The 24,994-nt window shown below is 39.6% G+C and carries 24 protein-coding genes; 10 read left to right on the top strand and 14 right to left on the bottom strand.

The window, feature by feature from the left end; all coding sequences use genetic code 11:
- Positions 1-183 precede the first annotated feature (183 nt).
- Positions 184-1,269, bottom strand: coding sequence for a DNA polymerase IV (gene dinB, locus PZB74_RS20110; protein ID WP_302238992.1), 1,086 nt, complete (start codon positions 1,267-1,269; stop codon positions 184-186).
- Positions 1,270-1,502: 233 nt separating this feature from the next.
- On the opposite strand from dinB, the gene PZB74_RS20105 reads away from it, so the two are divergent.
- On the top strand, positions 1,503-1,958 hold the full coding sequence (locus PZB74_RS20105) for a DUF2452 domain-containing protein (protein WP_302238990.1): 456 nt from the start codon (positions 1,503-1,505) through the stop codon (positions 1,956-1,958).
- Between the two features lie 4 nt (positions 1,959-1,962).
- Here PZB74_RS20105 and PZB74_RS20100 read toward each other — a convergent pair whose 3' ends face one another.
- On the bottom strand, positions 1,963-2,451 hold the full coding sequence (locus PZB74_RS20100; RefSeq protein ID WP_302238989.1) for a DUF2062 domain-containing protein: 489 nt from the start codon (positions 2,449-2,451) through the stop codon (positions 1,963-1,965).
- A 96-nt stretch (positions 2,452-2,547) separates the two neighbouring features.
- Here PZB74_RS20100 and PZB74_RS20095 point away from each other — a divergent pair, with 96 nt between their 5' ends.
- A complete protein-coding gene (locus PZB74_RS20095) occupies positions 2,548-3,804 on the top strand; it encodes a replication-associated recombination protein A (protein WP_302238987.1) in 1,257 nt (418 codons plus the stop codon).
- Here the strand turns inward: PZB74_RS20095 and PZB74_RS20090 are convergent.
- Entirely contained in the window at positions 3,801-4,256 is a 456-nt protein-coding gene (locus tag PZB74_RS20090) for an ATP-dependent zinc protease family protein (RefSeq protein ID WP_302238986.1), read from the bottom strand. The two genes, PZB74_RS20095 and PZB74_RS20090, sit on opposite strands and share 4 nt — an antisense overlap.
- Positions 4,257-4,340: 84 nt before the next feature.
- On the opposite strand from PZB74_RS20090, the gene rimK reads away from it, so the two are divergent.
- Positions 4,341-5,219: a 30S ribosomal protein S6--L-glutamate ligase gene (gene rimK / locus PZB74_RS20085; RefSeq protein WP_302238985.1), complete on the top strand. Its 879-nt coding sequence runs from the start codon at positions 4,341-4,343 to the stop codon at positions 5,217-5,219.
- Position 5,220: 1 nt separating this feature from the next.
- Here the strand turns inward: rimK and PZB74_RS20080 are convergent, their stop codons facing one another.
- Entirely contained in the window at positions 5,221-6,384 is a 1,164-nt protein-coding gene (locus PZB74_RS20080) for a serine hydrolase domain-containing protein (protein ID WP_302238984.1), read from the bottom strand.
- A 70-nt stretch (positions 6,385-6,454) separates the two neighbouring features.
- Between PZB74_RS20080 and PZB74_RS20075 the strand changes: the two genes are divergently transcribed.
- The 3 genes from PZB74_RS20075 (at position 6,455) to PZB74_RS20065 (ending at position 10,976) form a co-directional block, all read left to right on the top strand.
- Positions 6,455-7,444 carry an aldo/keto reductase gene (locus tag PZB74_RS20075; protein WP_302238983.1) on the top strand — a complete coding sequence of 330 codons (990 nt, stop codon included), beginning with the start codon at positions 6,455-6,457 and terminating at the stop codon, positions 7,442-7,444.
- A gap of 210 nt (positions 7,445-7,654) precedes the next feature.
- Positions 7,655-9,313, top strand: coding sequence for a DUF1800 domain-containing protein (locus tag PZB74_RS20070; protein ID WP_302238982.1), 1,659 nt, complete (start codon positions 7,655-7,657; stop codon positions 9,311-9,313).
- A gap of 10 nt (positions 9,314-9,323) precedes the next feature.
- Positions 9,324-10,976: a DUF1501 domain-containing protein gene (locus tag PZB74_RS20065; protein ID WP_302238980.1), complete on the top strand. Its 1,653-nt coding sequence runs from the start codon at positions 9,324-9,326 to the stop codon at positions 10,974-10,976.
- Between the two features lie 23 nt (positions 10,977-10,999).
- Here PZB74_RS20065 and PZB74_RS20060 read toward each other — a convergent pair whose 3' ends face one another.
- The 3 genes from PZB74_RS20060 to PZB74_RS20050 form a co-directional block, all read right to left on the bottom strand.
- Complete coding sequence (locus PZB74_RS20060) at positions 11,000-12,205, bottom strand: hypothetical protein (protein ID WP_302238979.1); 1,206 nt, start codon at positions 12,203-12,205, stop codon at positions 11,000-11,002.
- A gap of 3 nt (positions 12,206-12,208) precedes the next feature.
- Entirely contained in the window at positions 12,209-13,084 is an 876-nt protein-coding gene (locus PZB74_RS20055) for an outer membrane beta-barrel protein (RefSeq protein ID WP_302238978.1), read from the bottom strand.
- A gap of 207 nt (positions 13,085-13,291) precedes the next feature.
- Positions 13,292-14,299, bottom strand: a complete 1,008-nt coding sequence (locus PZB74_RS20050) for a tetratricopeptide repeat protein (protein WP_302238977.1) — start codon at positions 14,297-14,299, stop codon at positions 13,292-13,294.
- Between the two features lie 160 nt (positions 14,300-14,459).
- Between PZB74_RS20050 and PZB74_RS20045 the strand changes: the two genes are divergently transcribed.
- Together PZB74_RS20045 and PZB74_RS20040 are read left to right on the top strand one after the other, a co-directional pair.
- Positions 14,460-14,876 (top strand): hypothetical protein, encoded by a 417-nt coding sequence (locus PZB74_RS20045; protein WP_302238976.1) that lies wholly within the window; start codon positions 14,460-14,462, stop codon positions 14,874-14,876.
- Between the two features lie 149 nt (positions 14,877-15,025).
- Positions 15,026-17,683, top strand: a complete 2,658-nt coding sequence (locus PZB74_RS20040; RefSeq protein WP_302238974.1) for an MGH1-like glycoside hydrolase domain-containing protein — start codon at positions 15,026-15,028, stop codon at positions 17,681-17,683.
- Between the two features lie 14 nt (positions 17,684-17,697).
- On the opposite strand, the gene PZB74_RS20035 is transcribed toward PZB74_RS20040, so the two are convergent.
- Complete coding sequence (locus tag PZB74_RS20035) at positions 17,698-19,941, bottom strand: Tex family protein (RefSeq protein WP_302238972.1); 2,244 nt, start codon at positions 19,939-19,941, stop codon at positions 17,698-17,700.
- A gap of 232 nt (positions 19,942-20,173) precedes the next feature.
- Between PZB74_RS20035 and PZB74_RS20030 the strand changes: the two genes are divergently transcribed.
- Positions 20,174-20,383 carry a hypothetical protein gene (locus PZB74_RS20030; RefSeq protein WP_302238971.1) on the top strand — a complete coding sequence of 70 codons (210 nt, stop codon included), beginning with the start codon at positions 20,174-20,176 and terminating at the stop codon, positions 20,381-20,383.
- 7 nt (positions 20,384-20,390) lie between these two features.
- Here PZB74_RS20030 and PZB74_RS20025 read toward each other — a convergent pair whose 3' ends face one another.
- From PZB74_RS20025 to PZB74_RS20000, 6 genes are all read right to left on the bottom strand, one after another.
- Complete coding sequence (locus PZB74_RS20025; RefSeq protein WP_302238969.1) at positions 20,391-20,669, bottom strand: hypothetical protein; 279 nt, start codon at positions 20,667-20,669, stop codon at positions 20,391-20,393.
- Positions 20,657-21,277, bottom strand: a complete 621-nt coding sequence (locus PZB74_RS20020; RefSeq protein WP_302238968.1) for a deoxynucleoside kinase — start codon at positions 21,275-21,277, stop codon at positions 20,657-20,659. Before PZB74_RS20020 ends, PZB74_RS20025 begins: the two co-directional genes overlap by 13 nt.
- Positions 21,278-21,624: 347 nt before the next feature.
- Positions 21,625-22,332: a pirin family protein gene (locus PZB74_RS20015; RefSeq protein ID WP_302238966.1), complete on the bottom strand. Its 708-nt coding sequence runs from the start codon at positions 22,330-22,332 to the stop codon at positions 21,625-21,627.
- 58 nt (positions 22,333-22,390) lie between these two features.
- Entirely contained in the window at positions 22,391-23,002 is a 612-nt protein-coding gene (locus PZB74_RS20010; protein WP_302238964.1) for a J domain-containing protein, read from the bottom strand.
- Positions 23,003-23,036: 34 nt separating this feature from the next.
- Complete coding sequence (locus PZB74_RS20005; protein ID WP_302238963.1) at positions 23,037-23,717, bottom strand: peptidoglycan DD-metalloendopeptidase family protein; 681 nt, start codon at positions 23,715-23,717, stop codon at positions 23,037-23,039.
- Positions 23,718-23,826: 109 nt separating this feature from the next.
- Complete coding sequence (locus tag PZB74_RS20000) at positions 23,827-24,339, bottom strand: Dps family protein (RefSeq protein ID WP_302238961.1); 513 nt, start codon at positions 24,337-24,339, stop codon at positions 23,827-23,829.
- Between the two features lie 192 nt (positions 24,340-24,531).
- Between PZB74_RS20000 and PZB74_RS19995 the strand changes: the two genes are divergently transcribed.
- Positions 24,532-24,987 carry an RpiB/LacA/LacB family sugar-phosphate isomerase gene (locus PZB74_RS19995; protein WP_302238959.1) on the top strand — a complete coding sequence of 152 codons (456 nt, stop codon included), beginning with the start codon at positions 24,532-24,534 and terminating at the stop codon, positions 24,985-24,987.
- Positions 24,988-24,994: the final 7 nt, after the last annotated feature.

Genomic DNA, 24,994 nt, shown 5'->3' with positions numbered 1-24,994 from the left:
AGAGATTAAATGATATAATAATAAGTGGCGAATTTGGTAAATTGCTGAAAAACAGTGGAATAAAAGTATTGGGAAGTGATATTAATGTAATTAATATAAGAGAATTAAAATCTTTGAGGTAAGTCTTAAAAAACGATGGAGTAATATAAAATACAAAAAGTCGTAATATTGATTGTAGGAATCTCAAAAATTAAAGCTGAGTTGATAGCCATTTTTGTAAGATTGAGGAACTTGTAAAGATGATATGCCAATCCCTAAAAGTCTAACTTTTTGATAATTCAGATCTACATGAACAAGAAGACTCTCCGCAAATAGTTGTATCTGTTCCAGATCACGGATAAGAACAGGAGAAGTAATATTTCTGGTATGAATACTAAAGTCACTGTACTTTATTTTTAGGGTAAGTGTTTGTCCATAGGCATCGCTTTTCTTCATTCTATCCAGGAGCTTGGCAGCCAGTTCGTCTGTGGCTTCTTTAAGAGCCTCTTTACTCTCTAAATCTTCTGCATAAGTACGTTCTATACTAATAGATTTACGTATTCTTTCCGGGTTAACGATACGCTTATCATTTCCGCGAACAATATCGTAGTAAAACCTACCACTTTTGCCAAACTTCTGCATCAGCTCTATAAGGCTTTTGTTTTTTAAATCAAGTCCTGTTTTAATGTTGGCATCGTGCATCTTACGAGCGGTCACTTTTCCTATGCCATAAAACTTTTCTATAGGCAATTGCTCTAAAAATTCTTCTGCTTCATCGGGTAGTATAGTAGTAAAACCGTCAGGCTTATTCATGCCGGAAGCTGTTTTGGCTAAAAATTTATTAAAAGAGATACCGGCAGAGGCAGTCAGAGAAGTTTTTTCAAATATTCTTTTTTTGATTTCCAGAGCAACTTTCATTGCAGAGCTGATTCCCTTTTTGTTTTCGCTTACATCCAGATAAGCTTCGTCTATTGATAGAGGTTCTACCAAATCTGTATACTCATGAAAAATCTCTCGTACCTGCATAGAAACTTCACGGTAAACATCCATACGTCCTTTAACAAAGATGAGGTGAGGGCAAAGTTGTTTGGCCCTGACTGAAGACATGGCAGAGCGAACACCAAATTTGCGCGCTTCATAACTGGCCGCTGCTACTACACCACGCTTGCTGCTACCGCCTACAGCTACAGCCCTTCCTCTCAACTCAGGAAAGTCTCTTTGCTCTACAGAAGCAAAAAAAGCATCCATATCAATATGAATAATTTTGCGGATGGGTTCGCTGGTTGACACCTTGTTTTTTAGAACTATTTTTGTGAGCAGACGTTCTTCAAATGAAAATAAGCAAAATGAAAAGATCTAAGAAAATCTTTCTTTTAGTTGCTATCATATTCATACTGATCATGCTTTATTTTAGTTATGATATTGCGACTAGAACCACCTTCCCTGGTTCTAAGCCTAACTTAAAAGAAAGAATAGCACCCACAGAATAAGCAAAATAAAGTAGTCACAAAAATCTTGGAAAGTTGGATAAAAAAGGCCGTAAAGTAAATCTTGAGCATATAGACCTGGAAAAAGAAAAGGAGAAAACGACTGATAATCCTGGTACCATTGCTTTTCCTCATACTGTAGGCGGAGCTCTGATTAAGCCTGAAGATAGAGGTAAAATAAGAGGTAGGGCAGTTTCTGCTATGCATCAGCAGACTGATCGGCAAATGAAACAACTTTATGATCAGATGCAGCTCCTTGTAGATCAGGCGAATCAACTAAAGAAAAGGGTAGAAGTATCTGAACGTATTTATCTAGCGCAGATGAATTTTGAACCGCTTATTGGCCATACTTACTATCTATATGAAAAGAAGGATGGTCAGGATGTACTCTCCATGATCGCTCCAGAAGAATGGGGAAAAAGTATGCCCTACAATAAGCTACTTAGTAAGGCTACTCTAATGGCAGATCATACCTGGGAACTGGAAAAATAAATTTTCAGTGTGGTGCGCTACTCCTCTTGAGTCGGGTTTCCATAATACGCTGTAGCCTTTTTTTACGTAAGTACTGTTGCGCTAAAGCGTATGTAATAAAATAAGATGCAAATGCAAATATGGAGGCTAGTGTAGCGTTTCCTAAAATAAATTTGCCAGAATAATGATAGAGCTGGTTAAAAATAGCAATATCAAAATGCATAGAGGGATCAGGTTTATAAAACAGATCTCCTAACATATAGCTAAGCCAATACAAAGGAGCCAATACGAGTGGGTTCCATACTACGAATGCTGCCATAATCGCCACTTTGTTAATTTTTTTAAAAATAAGTGCGATAAACAGTGCTATAAATATCCCAAAGCCAGGCGTTGGTAATATGGCTATTAATGTAGCTAGCGAAAAGCCCATAGCTATTGATTCTGGGCTACTGTTTGTTTTTAGAATGTCTTCTAAATATTCTTTAAGTTTGCTTCTCAAGTCCGTAAATCTCATCTAAATCAGTAATGTAATAAAAATAACAAAATTTATTCATATTCTAATGAATGTGATAAATTATTTTAAATAAAAAAAATAACAGTTTATATAACATTGAATTCATTTTTTCAACCATTAGCTGAGGAACTACGTCCTAAAACACTAGACGAAGTCATCGGTCAACAACATTTGACTGGCCCCCAAGGCGTTTTACGCAAAATGTTAGAAGGAGGTCGTCTTCCATCCATAATTTTTTGGGGTCCTCCCGGTGTAGGTAAAACTACCCTGGCACAGATACTCGCTCAAGAGTCTAAAGCGCAAATTTTCTTCCTAAGTGCCATTAGCGCTGGCGTAAAAGAAGTAAGAGATGTAATAAAAAGAGCTCAGGGCTTAATTCAGAACATACTTTTTATTGATGAGATCCATCGCTTTAGTAAATCTCAGCAAGATGCACTTTTAGGAGCTGTGGAAAAAGGGCAAATTACCTTAATTGGGGCTACTACTGAAAATCCTTCATTTGAAGTTAATGCAGCCTTGCTCTCTCGCTGCCAGGTGTATCATTTAGAGAGACTTTCCAAAGATGAAATGCAGCAACTTATCAAAAAAGCGATAGAAGCTAAACCAGATGTAAAAATCGTTATAAAGGAGTACGATGCGCTTTTCAAGCTTTCTGGTGGCGACGCTCGTCGTTTGCTAAATCTGATGGAACTGATTATGCGACAGGCAGAGGGAGAGACTGAGGTTACCAATGAACTGGTGACCGGTCTGGCTCAACAAAAAGTAGCTTTGTATGATAAAGAAGGAGAGCAGCACTATGATATTATATCTGCCTTTATCAAATCAATTAGAGGAAGTGACCCTAATGCTGCAGTCTACTACCTTGCCCGTATGATAGAGGGGGGAGAAGACCCTAAATTTATAGCAAGACGGCTATTAATTTCTGCATCTGAAGATATAGGCAATGCCAATCCTACTGCTTTAGTGCTGGCTACCAATTGCTTTCAGGCTGTATCTTTTATTGGTTTTCCGGAGGCTGAAATAGTTTTGTCTCAGTGCGCAACCTACCTGGCGGCAAGCCCCAAGAGTAATGCTAGTTATAAAGCTATTAAACAGGCCAAAGTATTAGTTAGAGAAACAGGTGATTTGGATGTGCCTATGCATATCAGAAATGCTCCTACTCAACTTATGAAGGATGAAGGCTATGGCAAAGGCTATAAATACGCTCATGACTACCCGAATAATTTTGCGTATCAGGAGTTTTTGCCGGAAGAAGTTAAAAATACCAAGCTTTACGATCCTGGACAAAACCCACGTGAGAATGAACTAAGAAAAAGGCTACAGGCACTATGGAAGGATAAGTATGGCTATTAGCCTTCCTTCTCTTTCTTAAGCTTGTAAGATAAGTCTACCTTGCTTACATCTACAAGAAAGCGATTTTTAAGTAGTCTTTTTCCGAGTAGAATAGGGTAGCGCATACGTACCCTGTCTGCTAAAGTAAAGTCAGCGATAAACTTTTCGCCAAAAAGCACTACCTGACATTTGATAGAGAACCTGTACTCAGAAATTCCAAAAGAGTTTCTGATCTTTTTTTCTTTAAAGTTAGACGTATGAAACTCGTGATTATTATATGCCTCATGAGAGGGGTCCAGTAAACGGAAAGAAATACATTCTACTCCATTAATCTCAATCAGGCGAACACTATGGCAGTGTATAGCTGAAGTTTCTGCTCCGGTATCTATTTTACAGGGTAAGTCAAATAGGTCAAATTCTGGTAAATCTACATGATCTCTTGTTCCAATAATTTTTTTCTCTCTCTTTTTCATACAAGCTTAAAAATGTAAACTATAATGCTAAATTTGAAGTCTTACTATACAGTATTTTTTTAGAAAACAACATTCTGCCAATTTATGAAAATTGCCGTACTGTCACGCAATGAAAATTTGTATTCTACACAAAGCCTGATTAAAGCTGGAGAGGAGAGAGGCCATCAGGTAGAGGTGGTGGATCACCTCAAATGCAACATTATCATTGAAGAAGAAAAACCTACTGTTTTTTATAAAGGCCGATATCTGGATGATATTGATGCCATAATACCTCGTATTGGCGCTTCTGTTACCTTTTACGGAAGTGCAGTTGTGCGCCAGTTTGAGATGATGAAAGTATTTAGTGCGGTAGAGTCTCAGGCGCTTATACGTTCTCGTGATAAACTAAGAAGCTTGCAGGTACTCTCTCGTGCGGGGCTGGGTTTACCAAAAACAGTATTTACCAACTATGCAAAAGAAACTGACGAAATCCTGAGTGAAGTGGGCGGTGCTCCGGTAATTATTAAGCTGCTGGAGGGTACTCAAGGTCTGGGTGTAGTTTTAGCCGAAAATAAAAAAGCAGCTAAATCTGTTATTGAAGCATTTCATGGTCTTAAAGCCAGAATTATAGTACAGGAATTTATTGGAGAGTCAAAAGGTGCCGATATACGTGCGTTTGTTGTGGATGGTGAAGTTGTTGGTGCTATGAAACGTACGGCCAAGGAAGGTGAATTTCGCTCTAATCTTCACCGTGGAGGCAAGGCTGAAATCATTGAACTTAGTAAAGAAGAAGAACGTACTGCTGTACAGGCAGCACGTAAAATGGGACTTGGCGTAGCAGGTGTGGATATTCTTCAATCTAATCGTGGTCCTTTAATTATTGAAGTTAATTCATCTCCCGGGTTGGAAGGAATAGAAAAGGCTACCGGTGTAGATGTTGGCGGTAAAATTATAGAGTATTTAGAAAGAAATACTGGCAAATAAGCTATTCATCCATCAGTGCCAGCAAATCTCTGGTGTTGAAGAATCGGCTTCTGTTAGTATTGGCCAATACTATTATGGTTTGCTTTTTATCCAGCAGACGAATAAAGTGAGTTCTGAATCCTTTCCACCAGCCGCTGTGGAACACAATTTTACTACAGTCCTCCTGCTCATTAATTCTCCAGCCCAGTCCATAGTTGTCATGTGCATAAAGTTCCGGATGAGCCGCTAGATATGCTTCTGTCAGGCTTTTTTGGGAGAGAAAAGTTTCGCGGTACAGCGCCTGGTCTAGCTTATACAAATCTTCTACACTAGCATAAATACCTTTATCTCCTGTTACCCCATTAAGGTATGTATCTTCTGCTACTCTGCGGTTGTGGTAGCCCGTTGTCTGATGTTCCATCTCCGGAGTATAGGCTTTATCGTAAACATAGCTATCCTGCATATTTAAAGGGTCAAATATGAAGCTTTCCATAAACTGTCCAAAGCGCATGTCAGTTACCTTCTCTACTATAGATGCTAGCAAACTGTAATTGGTATTGCTATAATTGTAACGATAATCTGGAATGTAGTAAATATCTGGGTGATAGGTTTTCATCAGGCATAGTACATCATCGTTAGAGATTGGAATTTTTCGGTCAGGCCAGTATTCATCTGCGAAGTACATATAATTTGGTAAACCGGAACGATGGGTCAGGAGCATTCTAACGGTAATACCATCGTAAGGAAAGTCTGGAAAATACTGCTGCACAGAATCTTCAAATGATAGAAGACCTTTTTCTTTAAGCCATACCACTGCTAAGGCTGTTAGAGGCTTAGATACAGATGCTAACTGAAAAGCAGAATGAAGGTGTAGACTGTCTTTTTCTTTCAAGTCTGCATAACCGTAAGCTTTTTTTATAATGACATGATCTCCATCAGCAAAAAGTATAGTGCCATTAAACTGCCCTCTTTCGTATTTTGCAGTAAAAAATGAGTCTATGGACTGAGCTTTGTTGCTTACCCATTGAGCATAGGCCGTATCATACAGGGATTCGCAATCAATTTCATTTTTAAGCTGAGTAAGCTCTATATCTTCCTGTTTTGACTGTGATTCTTTTACCTGACAAGCAGAAATTAGTAGTATGAAGCCGAATAACAAGAAGAAACAGTTTACTGTTAGTTTCATTTAATAGACGGTAGTTTTTTCAGAAACAGATTTTTGTAATAAATATTATAATCTTACAATAACCAAACTCATGAATTACAGAAGATTAGGTAAAACAAACTTTAGCATTTCAGAAGTTTCATTAGGCACCTGGCAAGTAGGTGGTAAGTGGGGAGAGGATTTTAATAACACAAGCGCTGACAAAATCATCAATAATGCTATAGACCAGGGTGTTAACTTTATAGATACCGCTGATGTTTATTCTGATGGTTTGAGCGAGCAAGCAGTTTCCCGTGTGGTCAAAACCCGCTCAGAAGAAGTTTACATCGCTACTAAATGTGGAAGAAGAACTCAACCTCATACAGCAGAGGCATATTCTCCTGAAAAGTTGGTCAGTTTTGTAGAAGATAGCTTACAGAATATGCAAATGGAAACCCTGGACCTGATACAGTTCCATTGCCCTCCTTCAGAAATCTACGACCGTCCCGAGTATTTTGAGACATTTGAGAGGCTAAAGGAGCAAGGAAAAATACGTCATCTGGGAGTGAGTGTAGAAACAGTAGATGAAGCTCTAAAAGCTATTACTTACCCTAATGTTGCAAGCGTGCAGATTATATTTAATATGTTTCGTTTAAAGCCTGCTGAGGTGTTTTTTCAGACTGCGGCGCAAAATGATGTAGGAATTATAGTGAGGGTACCTTTAGCCAGCGGCTTACTGACGGGCAAATTTAACAAACAAACTAGTTTTGAAGAAGGCGACCACCGTAACTTTAACCGTAATGGTGAAGCTTTTGATAAAGGAGAAACATTTTCGGGAGTGGATTATGAAATAGGACTACAGGCTGTTAGTGACCTACAGGAGATATTTAAAGATAGAGATGCGACTCTTACCGATATAGCCCTCCGTTGGGTACTCATGCATAATGAAGTAAGTACAGTAATAGCCGGAGCCTCACGGCCAGAGCAGATCTTACAAAATGTTAAAGCCAGCGAGCATGCCGCACTCAACAAAAATGAGATGGATCAGGTACAAGCTGTATACGATAAGTACTTCAGAGCTGAGGTACATTCTCAATGGTGATATTTGTTACATCCTATTGCAGCCTAAAAATTGTATAAAATTAAGGGCTAATACTTGGGGAAATGTATATAATGTTCTCTTTTTTATACAATTTAACTTTATAAACACCTCCTTTCATTGAGGTGTAATTTTCAGTAGCCAAAGGTGCCATTTCAGTAGTAATATAGTACTATAATTGAAGCCGTAGAAACTGTTCCTTAACTGATTTTTATGGCTTCACTCACATCATTCCAAGGTCTTTTAGGACAAAAAAAAGCCGCTCATTTACTAAGAAGGCTGACTTTTGGTGCTACAAAAAAAGATATAGATACATATGCGCAGCTCACCCCTCAGCAGGCGGTAGAAAAGCTATTAAATGACCCACAGGTAACTTTTGAAGATCCGAAAGACCCTGCTACAGGTCAAAGCTGGATAGATATTCTACCATCTGATAACAATAGTGATACTGAAGGATTAATAAATCAGTTATGTTGCTGGTGGCTGGACCAAATGATAAACGCCCCACTTTCAGCAAAAGAAAAGCTTGCTTTTTTTTTGCATACGCATTTTACAACGATGATCTCACGAATGCGTCATGCTCCCGCCATTTATTATCAGATTAAGCTTTTTAGCTTTTATGCGCTAGGGAACTTTAAAGACCTTTCCAAAAAAATATGCCTGGATCATGCCATGCTTCGCTTTCTGGATGGCAACCTTAATGAGGTTGGTAAACCCAATGAAAATTTTGCTAGAGAATTTTTAGAGCTTTACACAGTAGGCAAAGGCCCTCAAATAGGTCCAACAGATTACACGCACTATACAGAAGATGATATTATAGAAGCTTCTAAAGTCTTTTCTGGTTATAAAGAGGATAAAGAGTTTGCAAATATTGATGCTGATACAAATCTGGCTCAGGTTGTTCTGGCTACTAACGAAACAAACCTGGCCATCCGGCATGATGCCTCTGTTAAAACGTTTAGTTCAGCATTTGGAGGCAGACAAATTGCTCCTAAGGAAGTCATTAATGGCAAAGCCACTAAAGAAGCCGCACTTGATGAACTAGATCAGTTAGTAGAAATGGTTTTTGAACAAACTGCTACTGCTGAGCATATTTGCCGTAAGCTGTACCGCTTTTTTGTGTATTACAAAATAACCGATGAGGTAGAACAAAATGTGATACAGCCCCTGGCTACTCTTTTAAAAGATGCTGATTACGAGCTACAACCTGTATTAATAGCATTGTTTACCTGCGAGCATTTTTACGATGCGGATAATGAACAAAAAGAAGATAATAATATAGGAGGTATCATCAAGTCTCCTCTAGACCTGATGGTAGCCACATTCAGGTTCTTTAAAGTTCAGTTTCCTACTCAGAATCAGGATTTAACTCATTATTATGAAACCTATGGAAAAGGAGTTTTAAAGGTTTTAAGTGACCAAGGGCTAGACTTCTATGAGCCATATGAAGTTGCCGGGTATGCAGCTTATCATCAGGAGCCTGCCTATCATAGAAACTGGATCAGCACAAATTATCTGGCCAGAAGATATGAATTCTCACGCCTGCTAATTGAAGGTGTAAGTAACGAAGACGCTAAGCCTTACTATAAATTAGATATAGTAGCTTATGTAGATAAAACCGAAAATATAAGTAATCCAACTGATCCTGAACTGCTGGTAAAAGAGCTTTTAAATTATCTGCTTCCTGAAGCAATCACCGAAGAGCGGTTTCAATATTTTCTGAAAACCATACTTCTGGACAATCTCTCCGAAATAAACTGGCGGTTTGAGTGGGAAAACTATAAAAGTACGGGAGATGACTCTGCTGTACGCATACAATTAGAAAACCTGATACATACCATCATACAATCCCCTGAATACCAACTTTCTTAAGCATAGCAAAATGAAAAGAAGAGATTTTCTTAAAAATATATCTATGGCTACTGGAAGCTCATTAATGCTAAATGGGCTACCTCTAAGTGTAATGGCTCGTACTGGTGAGATGCAAAGTATTGCTGCCGGAGCAAACAATGATAGAGTGTTGGTAATCATACAGATGCATGGAGGCAATGATGGGCTAAACACCATTATTCCTATAAATCAGTACAACCAATACTATAATATTCGCCCCAATATCGCTATTTCAGATCATGGAGCAAGAAAGTATATCAACCTGGATAGCACACTCGGTGAGGAGCAACAGGCAGGGCTTCACCCTGATATGACAGCAGTCAAAGAGCTTTACGATTTAGGTAAGGTGGGTATTGTGCAGGGAGTATCTTACGAAAATCTGAATGGTTCTCATTTCAGAAGCAGAGATATATGGTTTATGGGCGGGGATTATAACGAATACTTAGGTTCGGGATGGATGGGGCGTTATCTGGATCATCTGTATCCCGGCTATCCTGATGCATATCCGTCAACTGAAATGCCAGACCCATTAGGATTAGAAATAGGTAACGCGGTATCACTGGCTTTTCATCGTGCCAATGGCATACCTACTGCGGTATCCGTCAATAATCCTGATCAGTTCTACAACTTAATCAACAGTGTAGGAGGGGAGCCTCCGGAGTCTGTCGCTAATACCCACTATGGGCATGAGTTGCAGTGGATCATGGATATTGAAAAGAAATCCAATGAATATGCCGGTAGGTTAAAGGAAGTTTTTGAAAAAGGAAGTAATAGTCCCAATGTACAATACCCTGAAACCTATCCCTACAATGCACCCAAAAACTCACTAAACAATTCATTAGCCCCTCAGCTGAGAATGATTGCTCGCCTACTAAGTGGAGGCTGCAAAACTAAGATTTTCTTAGCCAGAATAGGTGGATTTGATACACACGCATCGCAGGTAGAAAGCTACAATTCAAGTATGGGAGTGCACGCCGCATTGCTATACCACTTATCTGAAGCCGTAAAAGCATTTCAAAATGACCTGAAAGCATTAGGCCTGGAAGATAGAGTGCTTACCTTAACTATGTCTGAGTTTGGACGTAGGGCTGCTTCTAACGGTAGTTGGGGCACTGACCATGGCACTTCTGCTCCTATGCTCATCTTTGGAAGTCATGTGAAACCCGGAATTACCGGAACTAACCCTGACCTTTATGATCTGGACAGAAATAATCTTCGTATGCAACATGATTACCGTCAGGTATTTGGAGCAATCGTACAAGACTGGTTTGAAGCTTCTCCCGAAGCTGTGCAGCAAACCCGTTTTGAAGAGTATGTTGTTGGTGATCGTAAGCTATCCCTTATCGGAAATCCGGTATTAGGAGTTAAAGAAGATTTTGTAAGTAGCCGTTTTTATTTGTCGGCATGTATACCTAATCCGGCGGAAGGCTTAACTCGTTTTGAGTATAGAATAAATAACCATATTGCTGTAAACATCTGCCTTAGAGATCGTACGGGTAAACTTATAAACACTCTGGTAGATGAAGAAAAAAAGGCTGGTGTATATTCGCATACCTTAGATGTAAGCAAGCTACCGAAAGGAATCTATCATCTCTGTATGCAGGCTGGTAACTTTAAAAGTAATAGTAAATTAATAGTAGTCTAGCTAATAAGTAGACTACTATTTTTTTATTGAATTATAGCTAATACTTCTTCTTCAGTAAGCTTAAAAAGACAAATGCGAGCGAACCTGCCTGCTACGTATGTTTTGCCCAAGACTAACATTCCGCCATCTCCAGTCTGTAGTATGTTAGCAATCTCGTAAGGAGAGCTCTGTCCAAGGTATTCAACGCCCAAAAAAGAACCATCAGTAGCAGAATAAGCATATAGCATGATTCTGTTGCTTTTTGAGTGTGTAGCGTAAAAGCTTACTTCGTCACCTACCAATTCAAAAGTTTTAAGGATGACTGGAGCTTCAGGGGCTATTTCAGGAAAATTATTAGCTTCCAGGTCGCTACTTGAACTTACAGTACGCTCATTAATCTGAGAAAATGGAGCCAGATAATTGTCTCCGTAACTATTTTTAGATAAGGCCATTACCCCATTAGAAAGGCCGTTTGCCGCATTTACATATCCAAGGTCACGAAAACCATTCATCACTCCAAGGGCCTCACCATCTGAAGGATTCAAAAAAGTGAGTGCCATTGTATAGTTGTTAAACCCATTAAAATAATAGAAGCCAGCATTACCATTCCCCTGAGCATATCCATTAAAGAATGGGAGTCGGTCGCCCGTACGAGTAAGGTGTTTAACTATTTTTTCTTCCACATCTTCCAGAATGTCAAACTCTTGTTGCCATTGCTGGCTAAACTCTGCGTCTATTTTAGTGATGGTTGTTTTTCTTGCTTCACGGTTGTAAGACTGTATTAACCAGGAATGATCACCTGCCAGATGGGCAGCTAAAGGATACGTTAGTTCTCGGTCTTGAAATACTTCTTCAGTACTGCCATCAGCCGCATTAACTTCTAATACATAAGTGCCTAGCTGTAACTCATCCATGCAAACTAAATAAGTGCGGTTTTCCTGCTGATAGAGCTGAGGAAGGGCGTTTACATAGGGTTCGTCAAGATCTTGAGTCCAGATGAGTTCTCCTTCACTATCTACTTTGAGTAAGTGTATATTCCAGGAGTTGGTAGAAGAAAGAATCAGATACGCACTATCTGGTAAAGCAACTACGTCTAATGGATCGTATGACTCTGTAAAGCTGCTGCTATTATATATTTTTGTAAAGCTTAAGCCAGGCTCTATTTCATTTTCTGAAATGTCACATGCGCTAAATAGACAACAGAAAACTACTGCCAAACTGAAATAATTGAAAAAAGCTATTGGTTTCATTGTCTAAAGAATTACTGGTTTAAAGTCTTTGGTTAAGAACTTCAGAGGGAAGTAACAACCGAAAGAAAGGCTAATATTTCTAATGCTCAGATCATCTTGAACATTACCAAACCCAGGTAGATTACGGGTGCCTTTGTATCTGTTGCTGGCGCTGCTAATTGAGTGCAGCCCGTAACGATATTGGGCATCCAGATAAATTAACATAGTACCCAGATTATAGCTCAGACCTGCACCTCCCATAACCCCAGCGTGGGAGCGGATGTACAACTGACTAATATCTGTAGACTGTGGGGCATCTGTAAAACTGATTTGTGCGCCAGATGCCTGATCTATACCTTCTGTGGTTACCTGTTTCTGGGCGTTTATTAGCATGTCATAATACCCGCCAAATTGCACATAGGGCCTAATTCTTTTCCCATAAGCTTTAAACCTGATAGCCAGAGGTAAAGAGAGATAGTGCAGAATCTGCTTGTGCTGATACTTATGTTCCAGAATGTTACTGCTATTTTCTTCATCCTGCCAGATAAACTGACTGTGGTAATTGTATTGAATTGTTTTGTAGGAGGGAGAGAAGGCTAGTGTGAGTAGTTTGCTGAAAGAGAAAGCAGTAGAAAGACCAAGCTCGTTTCCGATATTACTACTAAATGTATCGTATGCTTTCTGATCATCAATTACTTCATCTCCTGAACTGATCAGGGTGAAGTCTGAATAGCTTTGGTTTAGCTGTATCTGGGAAGCATTCGCGCCCGCCCAAACTCCAATAAAGCCTTGGGTGCTGCTAAACCAATCTTTTCCTCTACTATACTTATGAGACTGTGCAATACCTAGAGAAATGCTAAAGCTAAATACTGCAAAAAATAGAACTGTTAGTCGTATCAAAGCTTTTTTTTGACAAATAAAGCTTTGTAGGAAAAATAAAGTAGTAAGAAATGATCAATCGCTAGATGATGTAAGTCCTGTTCAATAATTAATCATAAGCTTGTTCCAGAAGGTATATGGTAGATATATCTATTCTTCACTTTTGGGTAGCATAATATATCGGGCGATAAGAAGAATGAAAAAGTGATAAGCCCTGATTTTATTGCATCAGCGCTGCTGGCGCATTCGTGCCAGATCGGCCTCAGCAGCTATGTAACCAAAAGCAGCCCAGTGTCTTCCCTCTACTATATTTTCCAGTACCTGCTTTCCTAACTGTTTTTCTCCATTATACATATAAAAGTTTCCTACACCATACCCTTGAGTAGCCAAAGCCAGGTCTCTGTCGGCAAGTGGTACATCGGCATTAATATTCAGCAGAGAGTCTGGCTCAACCATACCTTTGTACATTAACAATCTTTCAAAGTAGCCCTCATTTTCTTTAATGTCCATATCTTCATGGATCATGGCTAGTGTTTCCTCTGCTACTTCATCTTCACCCATTCTACGATAGGCCATATACAGCCAGTCGGCGGTAGCAGCAATTTCATCATCGGTTCTGCTATACTCAAGACATTTTTCGTAGGCTTCAGCAGCCTTACCGTATTGTCCTTCAAGATAATATGCTAAACCCAAATGATAGAAAATGTTAAACTGTAATGAAGAAGGCTTATTATCTTCCGGTAAGGGTATAGGAATACCATTAGCTTCATCGGAAATTGGAATAGACTTTACAAGAATTGCGCTTCTCTCCAGGTCTGCAATAGCCCGATCAAATTGCCTGGTGGAAATAAAACGATGACCACGATGACGATAAAGTTCAGCGGAATTAGGAAAGTACTGCAAACCTTTGGTATAGGTTTCTATTGCTTCCTGATACCTTCCCAGATAAGCCAGCCGACGACCTAACCAAACGATATTATCAAGGTTTTGTGGTGCGTTTTTGTAGTTTTCTAAAGCTACATCTAGTGCAGAATCGTATTGTTTCTGCCGCTCTTCTTCAATATCTAAAGCATAAAGAGTGTCTCCCAGCAATGATACTGCCTGATACGGCTTTTTACTGATACTATCATCCTTGGCAGTAGGTTCCATGTCCTGCTTTTGATCTTTTTCATCAGAAGAGGTACCACAGGCAGTTATCAAAAAGGCAAACAGTATCGGAGAAATATATTTAAGCATAGTAATTTCAAAAGTTTGTAAATTAGAAAATACTAAAGCATGAACGTGAATATGTGATTTTAAATTAGATTCTTCACTTTATATGCTGGTAAGTTAATGAGTTTAGTATAACTCATGCTATACTTACGTTAGTTCAATTTCATTATCTAGTTTAAACTATATGTTAAAGAAAGATATTCTTCTCAAGCTATTGCAACAATTAGATCAGGTGCAAAAAAAAGCAAAAGCTTTAAAAATGGAAGGTAAAAATGAGGAAGCCCTCACAGTAGTTGAGGAAGCTTACAAAAAACTACTGAGTATATCACCAGAAAAACTAGATGAAGCAGGATTTATTAGTAAGCTGACAAACCATTCTTCGCTGGGCCTAGAGGAGTTTAATGTGCTGGCAGAGTTGTTAAAAGAGGAAGGCGATCTCTATTACGAAAAACAAAAATTTTCATTGGCCAAAACAAAATATGAGCAGTCATTAGCTCTATTTGATTACTTGAATCGTGAAGAAAAAGTGTTTTCCTTTGAGCGAGAGGCAAAAACCAATCTTATGCAAGAGTATATTAAATCTATTGATCGTGCTGAATAGGTATTTTTATTCTTAATTACAGTTTTCTGTTAATATTGCTTTACTGAAGCTATCTTCAGGCACTTTTAGCCTATTAAATATCAGCATAATTACTGCTTGTCCGTAAATTTTATATTTTCGGCACTCTCGATCTCTAATTCAAAACTGACATGTCCAAAGAATATCTACATAACCCGGAGTGGGATAGAATACTTTCATCTTCTGATAATAAAACCTGGAGGCGTTTTGGCCCATATTTGTCTGAAAGGCAATGGGGAACCGTTAGAGAAGATTATAGTGACCATGGCTTTGCCTGGGGTTCTTTTACTCATGATATGGCGCGTAGCAAAGCATACCGCTGGGGCGAAGATGGTATTGCCGGCCTTTCTGATCATAAGCAACAGTTTTGCTTTTCTGTAGCCATGTGGAATGGGAAAGACCCCATACTGAAAGAGCGATTGTTTGGTCTGGCAAACCATGAGGGTAACCATGGCGAAGATGTCAAAGAATTATATTACTATCTGGACTCTACGCCGACACATACTTACATGAAGATGCTGTACAAATACCCCATGCAGCCTTTTCCTTACGATAAACTGCTACAGGAAAATAAGCGACGCTCTAAATTAGAAACAGAGTATGAGCTTATAGATACTGGAATTTTTGATCAGGACGAGTATTTTGATGTGTTTGTAGAGTATGCCAAAGCAAAATCAGACGATATACTCGCAAAAATTACCGTAGTTAACCGCTCAAAAAAGACGGCCCCTTTTCATTTATTGCCTACTGCCTGGTTTAGAAACAGCTGGTCTTGGGGGCATGATGACTACCAACCGGAATTGATAGCCATGCCTAAGGATAAAGCTATCAGAATTAAATACCGTATGCAGAAAGATGCCTTCCTACACTATGAAGGTGAGCCGGAATTATTATTCTGCGAAAACGAAACCAATTGGGAGAAGTTGGAAGGTGGCAAAAATGAAAAAGCTTATGCTAAAGATGGTATCAATGATTATGTAGTACACGGTCATGCCGATAGTGTAAACCCAGACCTGAGAGGCACAAAATCTGCATTATACTGGAAAAAAAATCTGAAAGCGGGAGAGGAGTGGGTAATCAGGCTTCGTATGTCAACCCGAACGGCTAAGGCTTTTGAAGATTTTGATCAGGTATTTGCAGACCGGTTAAAAGAAGCTGATGATTTTTACCAGGGTTTACAGAAGGGGGTAAAAGATCCTGAACTTTTAAATATTCAACGTCAGGCTTATGCCGGAATGCTATGGAGCAAGCAGTTTTACCTCTATGATGTCAATCAGTGGTTAAACGGTGACCCTAAATTCAACAAAAGTAGTCATCATCGCCGAGCAGGGAGAAACAGCAGCTGGCGGCATCTGGTAAATAATAATATCATTTCCATGCCAGACAAATGGGAATACCCCTGGTATGCTGCCTGGGACCTTGCCTTTCATTGTATTCCACTGGCCCGGGTAGATCCAAATTTTACAAAGCGCCAGCTTTTATTAATGCTCAGAGAGTACTATATGCACCCCAATGGGCAAATCCCTGCTTATGAGTGGAATTTTAGCGATGTAAATCCACCTGTGCATGCCTGGAGTGCCTGGAAAGTGTATAGTATAGACAAAGAAAGGTCGGGAGAAGGCGATATTGAGTTCTTAGAAAAAATATTTCATAAATTATTGATGAACTTCACCTGGTGGGTAAATCAGAAAGACACCAGCGGTAATAATCTATTTGAAGGTGGGTTTTTAGGCTTGGACAACATTGGTGTGTTTGACCGCAGCCATGGCTTACCCGCTGGAGGGCGTATGGAGCAGGCTGATGCTACTGCCTGGATGGCAATGTATTCGCTAAACATGCTGAGAATGGCTTTAGAAATATCTCAGACTCGTCCATACTATCAGGAAATGGCCTCTAAATTCTTTGAGCACTTTCTTTCCATTGCCGGAGCTATGTTTAATATTGGTAAGGAAGGGGTGGATCTCTGGGATGAAACGGATGAATTTTACTATGATGCTGTACATCTGGAGAATGGTGCTACTCAAATACTGAAAGTGCGCTCAATTGTTGGTATTATTCCTCTGTTTGCTGTAGAAGTTCTCAGACCTGAGCTGCTGGAGGCCTTACCTGACTTTACACGTCGCTTGCAGTGGGTGCTACGTAACCGGCCTGATCTTGGCTCACTAATTTCTCGCTGGTACGAACATGGTAAAGGTGAAACACGTATGCTGTCACTGGTAAGGGTACACCGCTTAAAATGTATTCTAAGAAGAATGTTAGACGAAGCGGAATTTCTGTCTGACTACGGAATACGAGGCTTATCCAAATATCATAAAGACCACCCTTACGAATACTCATTTGATGGACAAACACATACGGTACATTATCTGCCTGGTGAGTCTGATTCATCTATGTTTGGCGGTAATTCTAACTGGAGAGGTCCAGTCTGGTTTCCTATTAACTACCTTATCGTTGAGTCTTTGATGAAGTTCCATGATTATTATGGAGAGAGCTTTCGTCTGGAGTATCCTACCGGCTCAGGCAATTTTCTTACGCTGGATAAAATTGCGACAAATATCAGTGAGCGTCTCATTAATATTTTTAGAAAGAACGAAAAAGGGGAAAGAGTTTTTCATGGAAACACTGAAAAATTTCAGAAAGACCCACACTTTAATAATCACCTGCTGTTTTACGAATATTTTAACGGTGATGATGGAAGAGGTTTAGGAGCCTCTCACCAGACGGGCTGGACGGGTCTGGTAGCAGAGCTGATCCACTTAACGAGTAAAAAGAAAGCCCATCACAATTGATGGGCTTCAAATGCTTATCTAAATTTATTTTTTAACATAGCAAGTTTAGACTGTAAGTCTCCTTCAGGCTCGTTTTGCTTTTTAGGTCTTTTGCCTCCTCCTTGGCCACCTTTTTTAGGAGGAGCAAAAGGATCACTTTTCATAGACAGACCTATTCTTTTACGGGCTACATCAACCTCCATTACTGTAACCTGTACCTGCTGATGTACTTTTACTACTTCTGCAGGATTATCTACAAATTTATCAGCCAGGTGACTTATATGTACTAGTCCATCCTGATGAACGCCCAGGTCAACAAATGCTCCAAAATTGGTGACGTTGGTTACTATTCCTGGTAGTTTCATGCCTACTTTTAAATCTGTTATCTCATGCACGCCTTCGGCAAATTCAAAGGCTTCAAACTGCTCGCGTGGGTCACGTCCTGGCTTGGAAAGCTCAGACAAAATATCTTCTAGAGTGGGAAGACCGATATCATCAGACACGTACTGCTTAAGATTGATTCTTTTGCGTAGGTTTTCGTCTTTAATCAGGTCCTCTATAGTACAGCCCAGATCAGCAGCCATCTGGTTTACAGTTTCGTATCGCTCGGGGTGTACCGCACTGCGGTCAAGGGGATTTTCCGCATCTCGTATTCTTAAGAAACCTGCCGCCTGTTCAAAAGCTTTACTACCCAAACGAGGAATGCTTAGCAGCTCTTCGCGAGTTTTAAAAGGTCCTTTTTCATTACGATGATTTACAATGCTTTGTGCTAATGAAGGTCCCAGACCAGAAACATAAGTCAGCAATTGCTTACTAGCAGTATTTACTTCAACCCCTACATTGTTTACACAGCTGATGACAGTATCGTCAAGGCTCTGGCGCAGCGCAGTCTGGTCCACATCGTGCTGGTATTGTCCTACCCCAATAGATTTAGGGTCAATTTTTACCAGCTCAGCCAGAGGGTCCATTAATCGGCGACCAATAGAGACCGCTCCACGAACAGTCAGGTCATAATCTGGAAACTCTTCTCTAGCAACATCAGAAGCTGAGTAAACAGAAGCACCACTTTCGTTTACCATTACAATCTGAATGCTTTTAGGAAGTTCTTTAATACCTCTTACAAATGATTCTGTCTCTCGGCTGGCTGTACCATTTCCTATAGCAATAGCTTCAATATTGTGCTTCTGGCAGTAGGCTAATATAATAGCTTCCGCCTCCATGGTTTTACGCTGAGGTTCATTAGGGAAAATGGCTGTGTTTTCCAGTAGTCTTCCCTGTTTGTTCAGGCATACCAGTTTGCAGCCAGTACGGAAACCAGGGTCAATAGCCAGTATGTTCTTTTCTCCGAGTGGAGACGACATAAGTAGCTCTCTCAGGTTTTCAGTAAAAACTTTTATAGCGTCTTCATCGGCCTTCTTTTTGGTAGATAGACGGATGTCGGTTTCTATAGAAGGCTTCAGCAATCTTTTGTAGCTATCTTTAAGCGCTATTTCTACCTGCTCTGCGGCCGGAGTATTACTTTTTACAAACTTCTTTTCTAAGAGCTGCAAGGCTTCCTCTTCAGGAGGGGCAATATTCAGCATCAAAATCATTTCCTTCTCACCTCTGCGCATAGCCAGTACTCTGTGTGAGGGAGCTGTTTTTACAGGCTCTTCCCACTCAAAATAATCTTTGTACTTCTGGCCTTCTTCTTCCTTACCGCTGATTACTTTACACTGAAAAGTGGCTTTGTTCATAAAGAGATCCCGCATAGCAGCACGTGCTTCCTGATCTTCGTTAATCCATTCAGCGATAATGTCGCGAGCGCCTTGTAAGGCTTCTTCTTCGTTATTGACCTCTTTTTCGCTATCCAGATATTTTTTAGCTTCTTCCTGTAAGTCTACATTTTCCTGTTCAAAAACCAGTGTAGCCAATGGCTCCAGGCCTTTTTCTTTGGCGATTGTAGCTTTAGTTCGACGCTTAGGTTTATAAGGTAAGTAAAGGTCTTCCAGGCGGGCCATTGTATCAGCGGCATTTATCTTATCTGCCAGCTCATCTGTAAGCTTACCCTGCTCTTCAATAGACTTGAGAATACTTTCTCTTCGCTTATCCAGTTCGCGGAGCTGAATAATACGATCCCGGATCTGAGTAACGGCTACTTCATCCAGACTTCCGGTCATTTCTTTGCGATAACGGGAGATAAACGGTACGGTAGACCCTTCGTCCAGAAGTTTGACAGTAGCAGACACTTGCCCGGTTTTCAACTGCAATTCATCGGCAATGATGGATATATGCTGCATGAGTTGGAAAGGTTAGATAGAATATGTGATTAGTTACACTTTCTTTTCTGTAAACAAACAGCAAAAATAGAAAAGAAGCTTACTTATTAAATCTTGACTTTTAATAAAAATTGTAGCAAGGCCAATGGTTTAGCAGAAAAAAAGATAGAATTTGGAACATTAAATTCTTATTGCTAAAGACAAAAAATGAAGATGCTAGTTCTTAAATTTATAGAAAGAAAATGTCATGGCTATGCTGAAAAACCAAGACAATAATTTAGACGATGAAATGGGCAAAAAGTATGATGTTGCCCAAAAGCAGGCTCAAAAATTGAGCGCCAGAGCGGTTTTGCTTAGAAAATTCGCAGAAAGATATCGCGAAAGTTCAGCGGAGCAGCTATATGGATGGGAGAAGCTGCTAAATCAATACAATGCTGAGGAAGATAAGTCTGATGAAAATTAGCTGAATATTAATCTTCCAGGACTTCTTCCTCTAGCTCACAGTCAACCAATGCTTGCACGCGTTCAAACTCTTCACGATCTATAGTGTGGAAACCATCTTCATACATCTGAAGGATGTCGCGGTAAGTCAACTCATAATTATCTATATATGCATGACCTTCTTTAGTCATAATCTCTGTTCCTAAATAAGTAAACTCGTTTTCAGGAAAAACTATAGGCTTGAGTCTGTAAAAGACTTGTACTTCTCCCAAATCGTTCTTTACATAAAAGTCTTCTAAGTAACGCATTTTTTTAGATTTTGAATTTTTTCTAATAGTGTTTCAAAATGCTCGTTTTTAGCTAAATCAATCTGATCAATATTAATGCTGATCTTAGGTGAATATGTATACTTGCTTACCCATGCTGAATAATACTTATTTAAACGTTTTAAGTAGGTCAGCGGTATATCTTTTTCGTAGCTTCTTTCCAATCTGCTCCTTTCTAATATGCGCTCTTTAAGCAGCTCCGGACTTCCTTCTAGAAAAATAAGTAAATCTGGAGTTGGAGTAAGCTCTTGCATAGATTGGTACAGATTGAGGTAGTTTTTGTAATCTATTTCTGAGAGTATTTCGGACTCATATAAGTTTTTGGCAAATATTTCCGCATCCTCATAAATAGTTCGGTCTAAAACTACACCGGACTGCTGCTCTTTTAGCTTTAGCCCCTGTTTAAATCGGCAACCCAGAAAATACACTTGTAATTGAAATGCCCAGCGTTGCATGTCTTCATAAAAAAGAGACAGGTACGGATTGTTTCTGGCGGCTTCAAACTCTGCTGTAAATTCCAGTTGATCTGATAATCGCCTGACTAATGTGGTCTTTCCAGTACCAATATTGCCTGCTACTGCTATCACCATTAGCGTTGCCAATTATTCAAATCTATGAAAAAACCTGAAACTTCAAAGTTAAATTCCAGCATTGCAAACCAGGCTTGTAATAAATAAAGATCTTTCATTTTAAGCAGTTTATATTCTATTTTTATTAAAAAATTAATACAGCTATGTGTAGATTAAGTTAAAAAAATCCATTCCTGAGAAGTCTAAACAGGTCTTGGATGAGTTCTATTATTACAATAATTAAGACCTATCAGACTTACTTACAGGAAATAAATACTTAAAAACCTTCTGCTTTATTACATAAGTAAAAATCTTATATAAAGCTCAATTGTTTGCCTAATGCCGAAACTTTTATCAATCTATTATTACTAGCCCATAGGAACTTCAATAGCGAGGATATAAGCATCTTTGGAGATTTCCATCTCAACTTCTTCGGCTTCATAAACCCCCAATGCATCCCGCTGCTTAAGTTGATGCTCTTTCACTTTGAGCATCCCTTCAATTACGAATAGATATACACCATTGGCCGCTTGTTTTAAGCGATAAGATGTTTGGAGCACTCTATCTGTCTTAATCATTGTGAAATAAGCATCCTGGTTAATCCATAATGCCTGCTCTTCATCCGGTGCTACTACTGTTTGCCATTGATTTAAATTGTAGTTTAAGTCATAGCTTTGCTGCGCATAGCGTGGTTTTATGTTTCTCTCTTTGGGCATTACCCATATCTGTAGAAATTTAAGGTCTTTATCTTTAGACAGGTTAAACTCAGAGTGAGTTATTCCACTACCTGCTGACATGATTTGTACATCTCCGGTTTTGATGACTCCATTGGTACCAGTGCTATCTTTATGCGCCATATTTCCCCATAAAGGAATAGATACTATTTCCATATTATCATGAGGGTGAGTGCCAAAACCAGCTCCACCGGTCACATGGTCATCATTGAGTACTCTTAATACGCCAAAACCCATGCGTTGGGGATCGTAATACCGGCCAAAACTAAATGAATGATATGAGTCCAGCCATCCGAAATTACTGTGGCCTCTGTTATTGGATTGGTGTAATATAGTTTTCATTTTAATGTGTATACTTTAATTGTATATACAAGTATTTAACAAAAAAAGTTGCATTTACTTAACTGAAAAAAGGTGCAGCCTCTTGTTTAAGTTTTTTTGCATGTGTAATACAAAGCACTCCGGCAACAAACAGAGGAAAGCAAAACAAAATTTTCCACCACTGATCGTCCTCTAGGTAGAAGTATACCAGTCCGTAAAGCGATGAACATAAGATTGCTAATCCAATGAGCCAGGCAGCAAATATGATAGCATGTACAAAATAGTAAGCGGGTTTATAGTACCAGCTTTTCTTAAATGCTTCATTATTTTTTTTTATGTTTTCGTAACGTCTTTGAGCCTGCTCCTTGGCATATCGTCTGGCATCTCTTCGTCTTCTATCACTCTCTTCTTCCCACATCTCTCGGTACGACTGCCGCCTGAAATTATAGGATCTTCGCCCTCTTGCAGCATGATAATACGAATGGGTGCTGGTAGCTTGTCTGATAGGAGGAGCTTTGCGTGTGCCTAGAATAATTTCGTAAGCTTCAGTAATCTGATAGAACTTCTGTTGGGCTTCATGAGCTACATTTTTATCAGGATGGTACATAAACGCCAGCTTACGATAAGCCTTTTTGACTTCCGTTTTTGATGAGCCGACTGGTAGTCCTAATATTTGGTAGTAGCGTTCCAATATTTGTTAAGTTTAGTGCATTACTGGCAGAGAGTCAGGTGTCTGCCAGTTTTAAAAGATAGTGAGGATCAAGGCATATTTGCAAATAAAAATCCCTATCTGATGGTGCCGCAACCCCCGGAAAATCACCCTCATTACCCAGCATATCTTTCATTAGTTGCCAGTGCAAATGTGGGGGCCAGTCTCCGTTTTCGGGAAAGTCACCTACCCAGGCTATTTCCTTTCCTGCCAAAACCTTATCACCAGGCTTCCACCGTCTGAGCGACTCATGGCTTAAATGGCCATACAGACCAAAAATGTGTATGTCTTCTATTACATGTTCAACGATAATAGTAGGGCCATAATTGCCGAAGCCCTGGTTATCTTGCAGGCTATGTATGGTGCCGGGAAGCGGACTGTAAATAGCGGTTCCTGCTGCTACCCACAAGTCAAGGCCAAGGTGAAGGCTACGAGCTTCTGCTCCATCGTAATGAGTGCTTCTGCGATAAATAATGCGATTTTCAAAATATCCTCCAATACCTACTTTGCCCCGAAGCACTTCATCAAAAAGCACCTGATTAAATTTAAAGGTATCTTTAAGGTCTAAGTTTTGTAAAAAGGCGCTTTCCTCAGAAAAGTCCAGATATTTAAGTTTAGCTTTTGTAAGCCCGGGTATTAGTGGATGGATCTTATTCTTGTATTCTATGAGCTTTTTTTCTAAGGCAGTTTTCTCCATAAGTGTGTCTGATATTCATAAGTCTCTGCCGGCAAATAAACACAATTTTGAATACTGAAAATATTCAGGAGGGCATGTAGAAAAAAAAGCCGGACTAGCCGGCTTAAATTTATTGTTGAAGTAGTGATCTTAACATCCAGGCCATCTTTTCGTGTGCCTGCATGAGTCCGGTAACAAAATCTGCGTTACCTACATCTCCAAGTTCATCTTCAAGTTTTTCTATGTCTTTTCTCATGGTGCGCACCACCTCTTCATGGTCTTTTACCAGTGCTTTTACCATATCCTTATCGCTCAATCCATCTTTCTTAGCTTCTTCCAGGCGAGTAATGTTTAGAAACTCCTGCATGCTTCCCACAGCATTAAAACCAAGCTGACGTACACGTTCAGCAATTTCGTCTGTAGAAGTTGCCAACTCTTGATATTGCTCTTCCAGCAGGTTATGTAGACTGTAGAACAGTGGCCCGGTAACATTCCAATGAAAATTGCGTGTTTTGGTATAGAGCACAGATGCATCAGCCAATAGCAGGTTTAATATTTCTGCAGATTCGGCTCTTTTGTTTTCTGACAAACCAAGCTTAGTCGGTTCACTAGATTTTACGTCGTTTTTAACAAGTTTACTCATATCATTAGGGTTTATTTGATTGAATAACTCTGAAAAAGTGAAAGTGTTCTTTAATATTCTACGACTGTTACGAGAATTTATCTTAGGAAACAGAAAGAATTTTTCAGCTAATATGAGGCCGGGTTGTTGATCGTAATGCTATGCTCTATATTTACCACTTTAAACAGATTTGGCCACACTTTTTTTAACACGATGATGAAAATTGGTATAGCCGCTGATCATGGAGGTTTTGAGCTTAAGGAGCTAATAAAAAAATCTTTACAGGACCATTTTGAGATTACTGACTTTGGTGCAGATAGTTACGACGCTCAGGATGATTACCCGGACTTTGTACAGCCCTTGGCAGAAGCCGTAGCACAAAATAAGGTGGAAAGAGGCATAGCTATTTGCGGAAGTGGAATCGGGGCCTGTATAGTAGCCAATAAAATTCAGGGAGTAAGAGCTGCACTGATCAACGAAACCTATTCTGCTCACCAGGGAGTAGAGCATGACGACATGAACATTATCTGTATAGGGGCCAGAGTGGTGGGAGATGTGTATGCCATGGAGCTTATTCATGCCTTTTTGAATGCCGGCTACACTGGAGAGGAGAGACATGCCAGGAGGCTTACAAAACTTAAAAATATAGAAGATAGAAATACAAAATGACCATTTA

It is taken from the genome of Porifericola rhodea (assembly GCF_030506305.1).
Lineage (GTDB): Bacteria > Bacteroidota > Bacteroidia > Cytophagales > Cyclobacteriaceae > Catalinimonas > Catalinimonas rhodea.
Note: the sequence above shows the minus strand (reverse complement) of the source record. Positions and strands in the feature narration are given on the sequence as shown.

Excerpts from the sequence above, each read along its gene's own strand:
- PZB74_RS20005 (WP_302238963.1), bottom strand. The coding sequence starts at position 23,717 with ATGGAGAAAACTGCCTTAGAAAAAAAGCTCATAGAATACAAGAATAAG.
- PZB74_RS20045 (WP_302238976.1), top strand. The coding sequence starts at position 14,460 with ATGTTAAAGAAAGATATTCTTCTCAAGCTATTGCAACAATTAGATCAG.
- PZB74_RS20040 (WP_302238974.1), top strand. The coding sequence starts at position 15,026 with ATGTCCAAAGAATATCTACATAACCCGGAGTGGGATAGAATACTTTCA.
- PZB74_RS20065 (WP_302238980.1), top strand. The coding sequence starts at position 9,324 with ATGAAAAGAAGAGATTTTCTTAAAAATATATCTATGGCTACTGGAAGC.
- PZB74_RS20025 (WP_302238969.1), bottom strand. The coding sequence starts at position 20,669 with ATGCGTTACTTAGAAGACTTTTATGTAAAGAACGATTTGGGAGAAGTA.
- PZB74_RS20080 (WP_302238984.1), bottom strand. The coding sequence starts at position 6,384 with ATGAAACTAACAGTAAACTGTTTCTTCTTGTTATTCGGCTTCATACTA.
- PZB74_RS20060 (WP_302238979.1), bottom strand. The coding sequence starts at position 12,205 with ATGAAACCAATAGCTTTTTTCAATTATTTCAGTTTGGCAGTAGTTTTC.
- PZB74_RS20070 (WP_302238982.1), top strand. The coding sequence starts at position 7,655 with ATGGCTTCACTCACATCATTCCAAGGTCTTTTAGGACAAAAAAAAGCC.
- PZB74_RS20015 (WP_302238966.1), bottom strand. The coding sequence starts at position 22,332 with ATGAAAACTATATTACACCAATCCAATAACAGAGGCCACAGTAATTTC.
- rimK (WP_302238985.1), top strand. The coding sequence starts at position 4,341 with ATGAAAATTGCCGTACTGTCACGCAATGAAAATTTGTATTCTACACAA.
- PZB74_RS20100 (WP_302238989.1), bottom strand. The coding sequence starts at position 2,451 with ATGAGATTTACGGACTTGAGAAGCAAACTTAAAGAATATTTAGAAGAC.
- PZB74_RS20035 (WP_302238972.1), bottom strand. The coding sequence starts at position 19,941 with ATGCAGCATATATCCATCATTGCCGATGAATTGCAGTTGAAAACCGGG.
- PZB74_RS20050 (WP_302238977.1), bottom strand. The coding sequence starts at position 14,299 with ATGCTTAAATATATTTCTCCGATACTGTTTGCCTTTTTGATAACTGCC.
- PZB74_RS20000 (WP_302238961.1), bottom strand. The coding sequence starts at position 24,339 with ATGAGTAAACTTGTTAAAAACGACGTAAAATCTAGTGAACCGACTAAG.
- PZB74_RS20030 (WP_302238971.1), top strand. The coding sequence starts at position 20,174 with ATGCTGAAAAACCAAGACAATAATTTAGACGATGAAATGGGCAAAAAG.
- PZB74_RS19995 (WP_302238959.1), top strand. The coding sequence starts at position 24,532 with ATGATGAAAATTGGTATAGCCGCTGATCATGGAGGTTTTGAGCTTAAG.
- PZB74_RS20075 (WP_302238983.1), top strand. The coding sequence starts at position 6,455 with ATGAATTACAGAAGATTAGGTAAAACAAACTTTAGCATTTCAGAAGTT.
- PZB74_RS20020 (WP_302238968.1), bottom strand. The coding sequence starts at position 21,277 with ATGGTGATAGCAGTAGCAGGCAATATTGGTACTGGAAAGACCACATTA.
- PZB74_RS20090 (WP_302238986.1), bottom strand. The coding sequence starts at position 4,256 with ATGAAAAAGAGAGAGAAAAAAATTATTGGAACAAGAGATCATGTAGAT.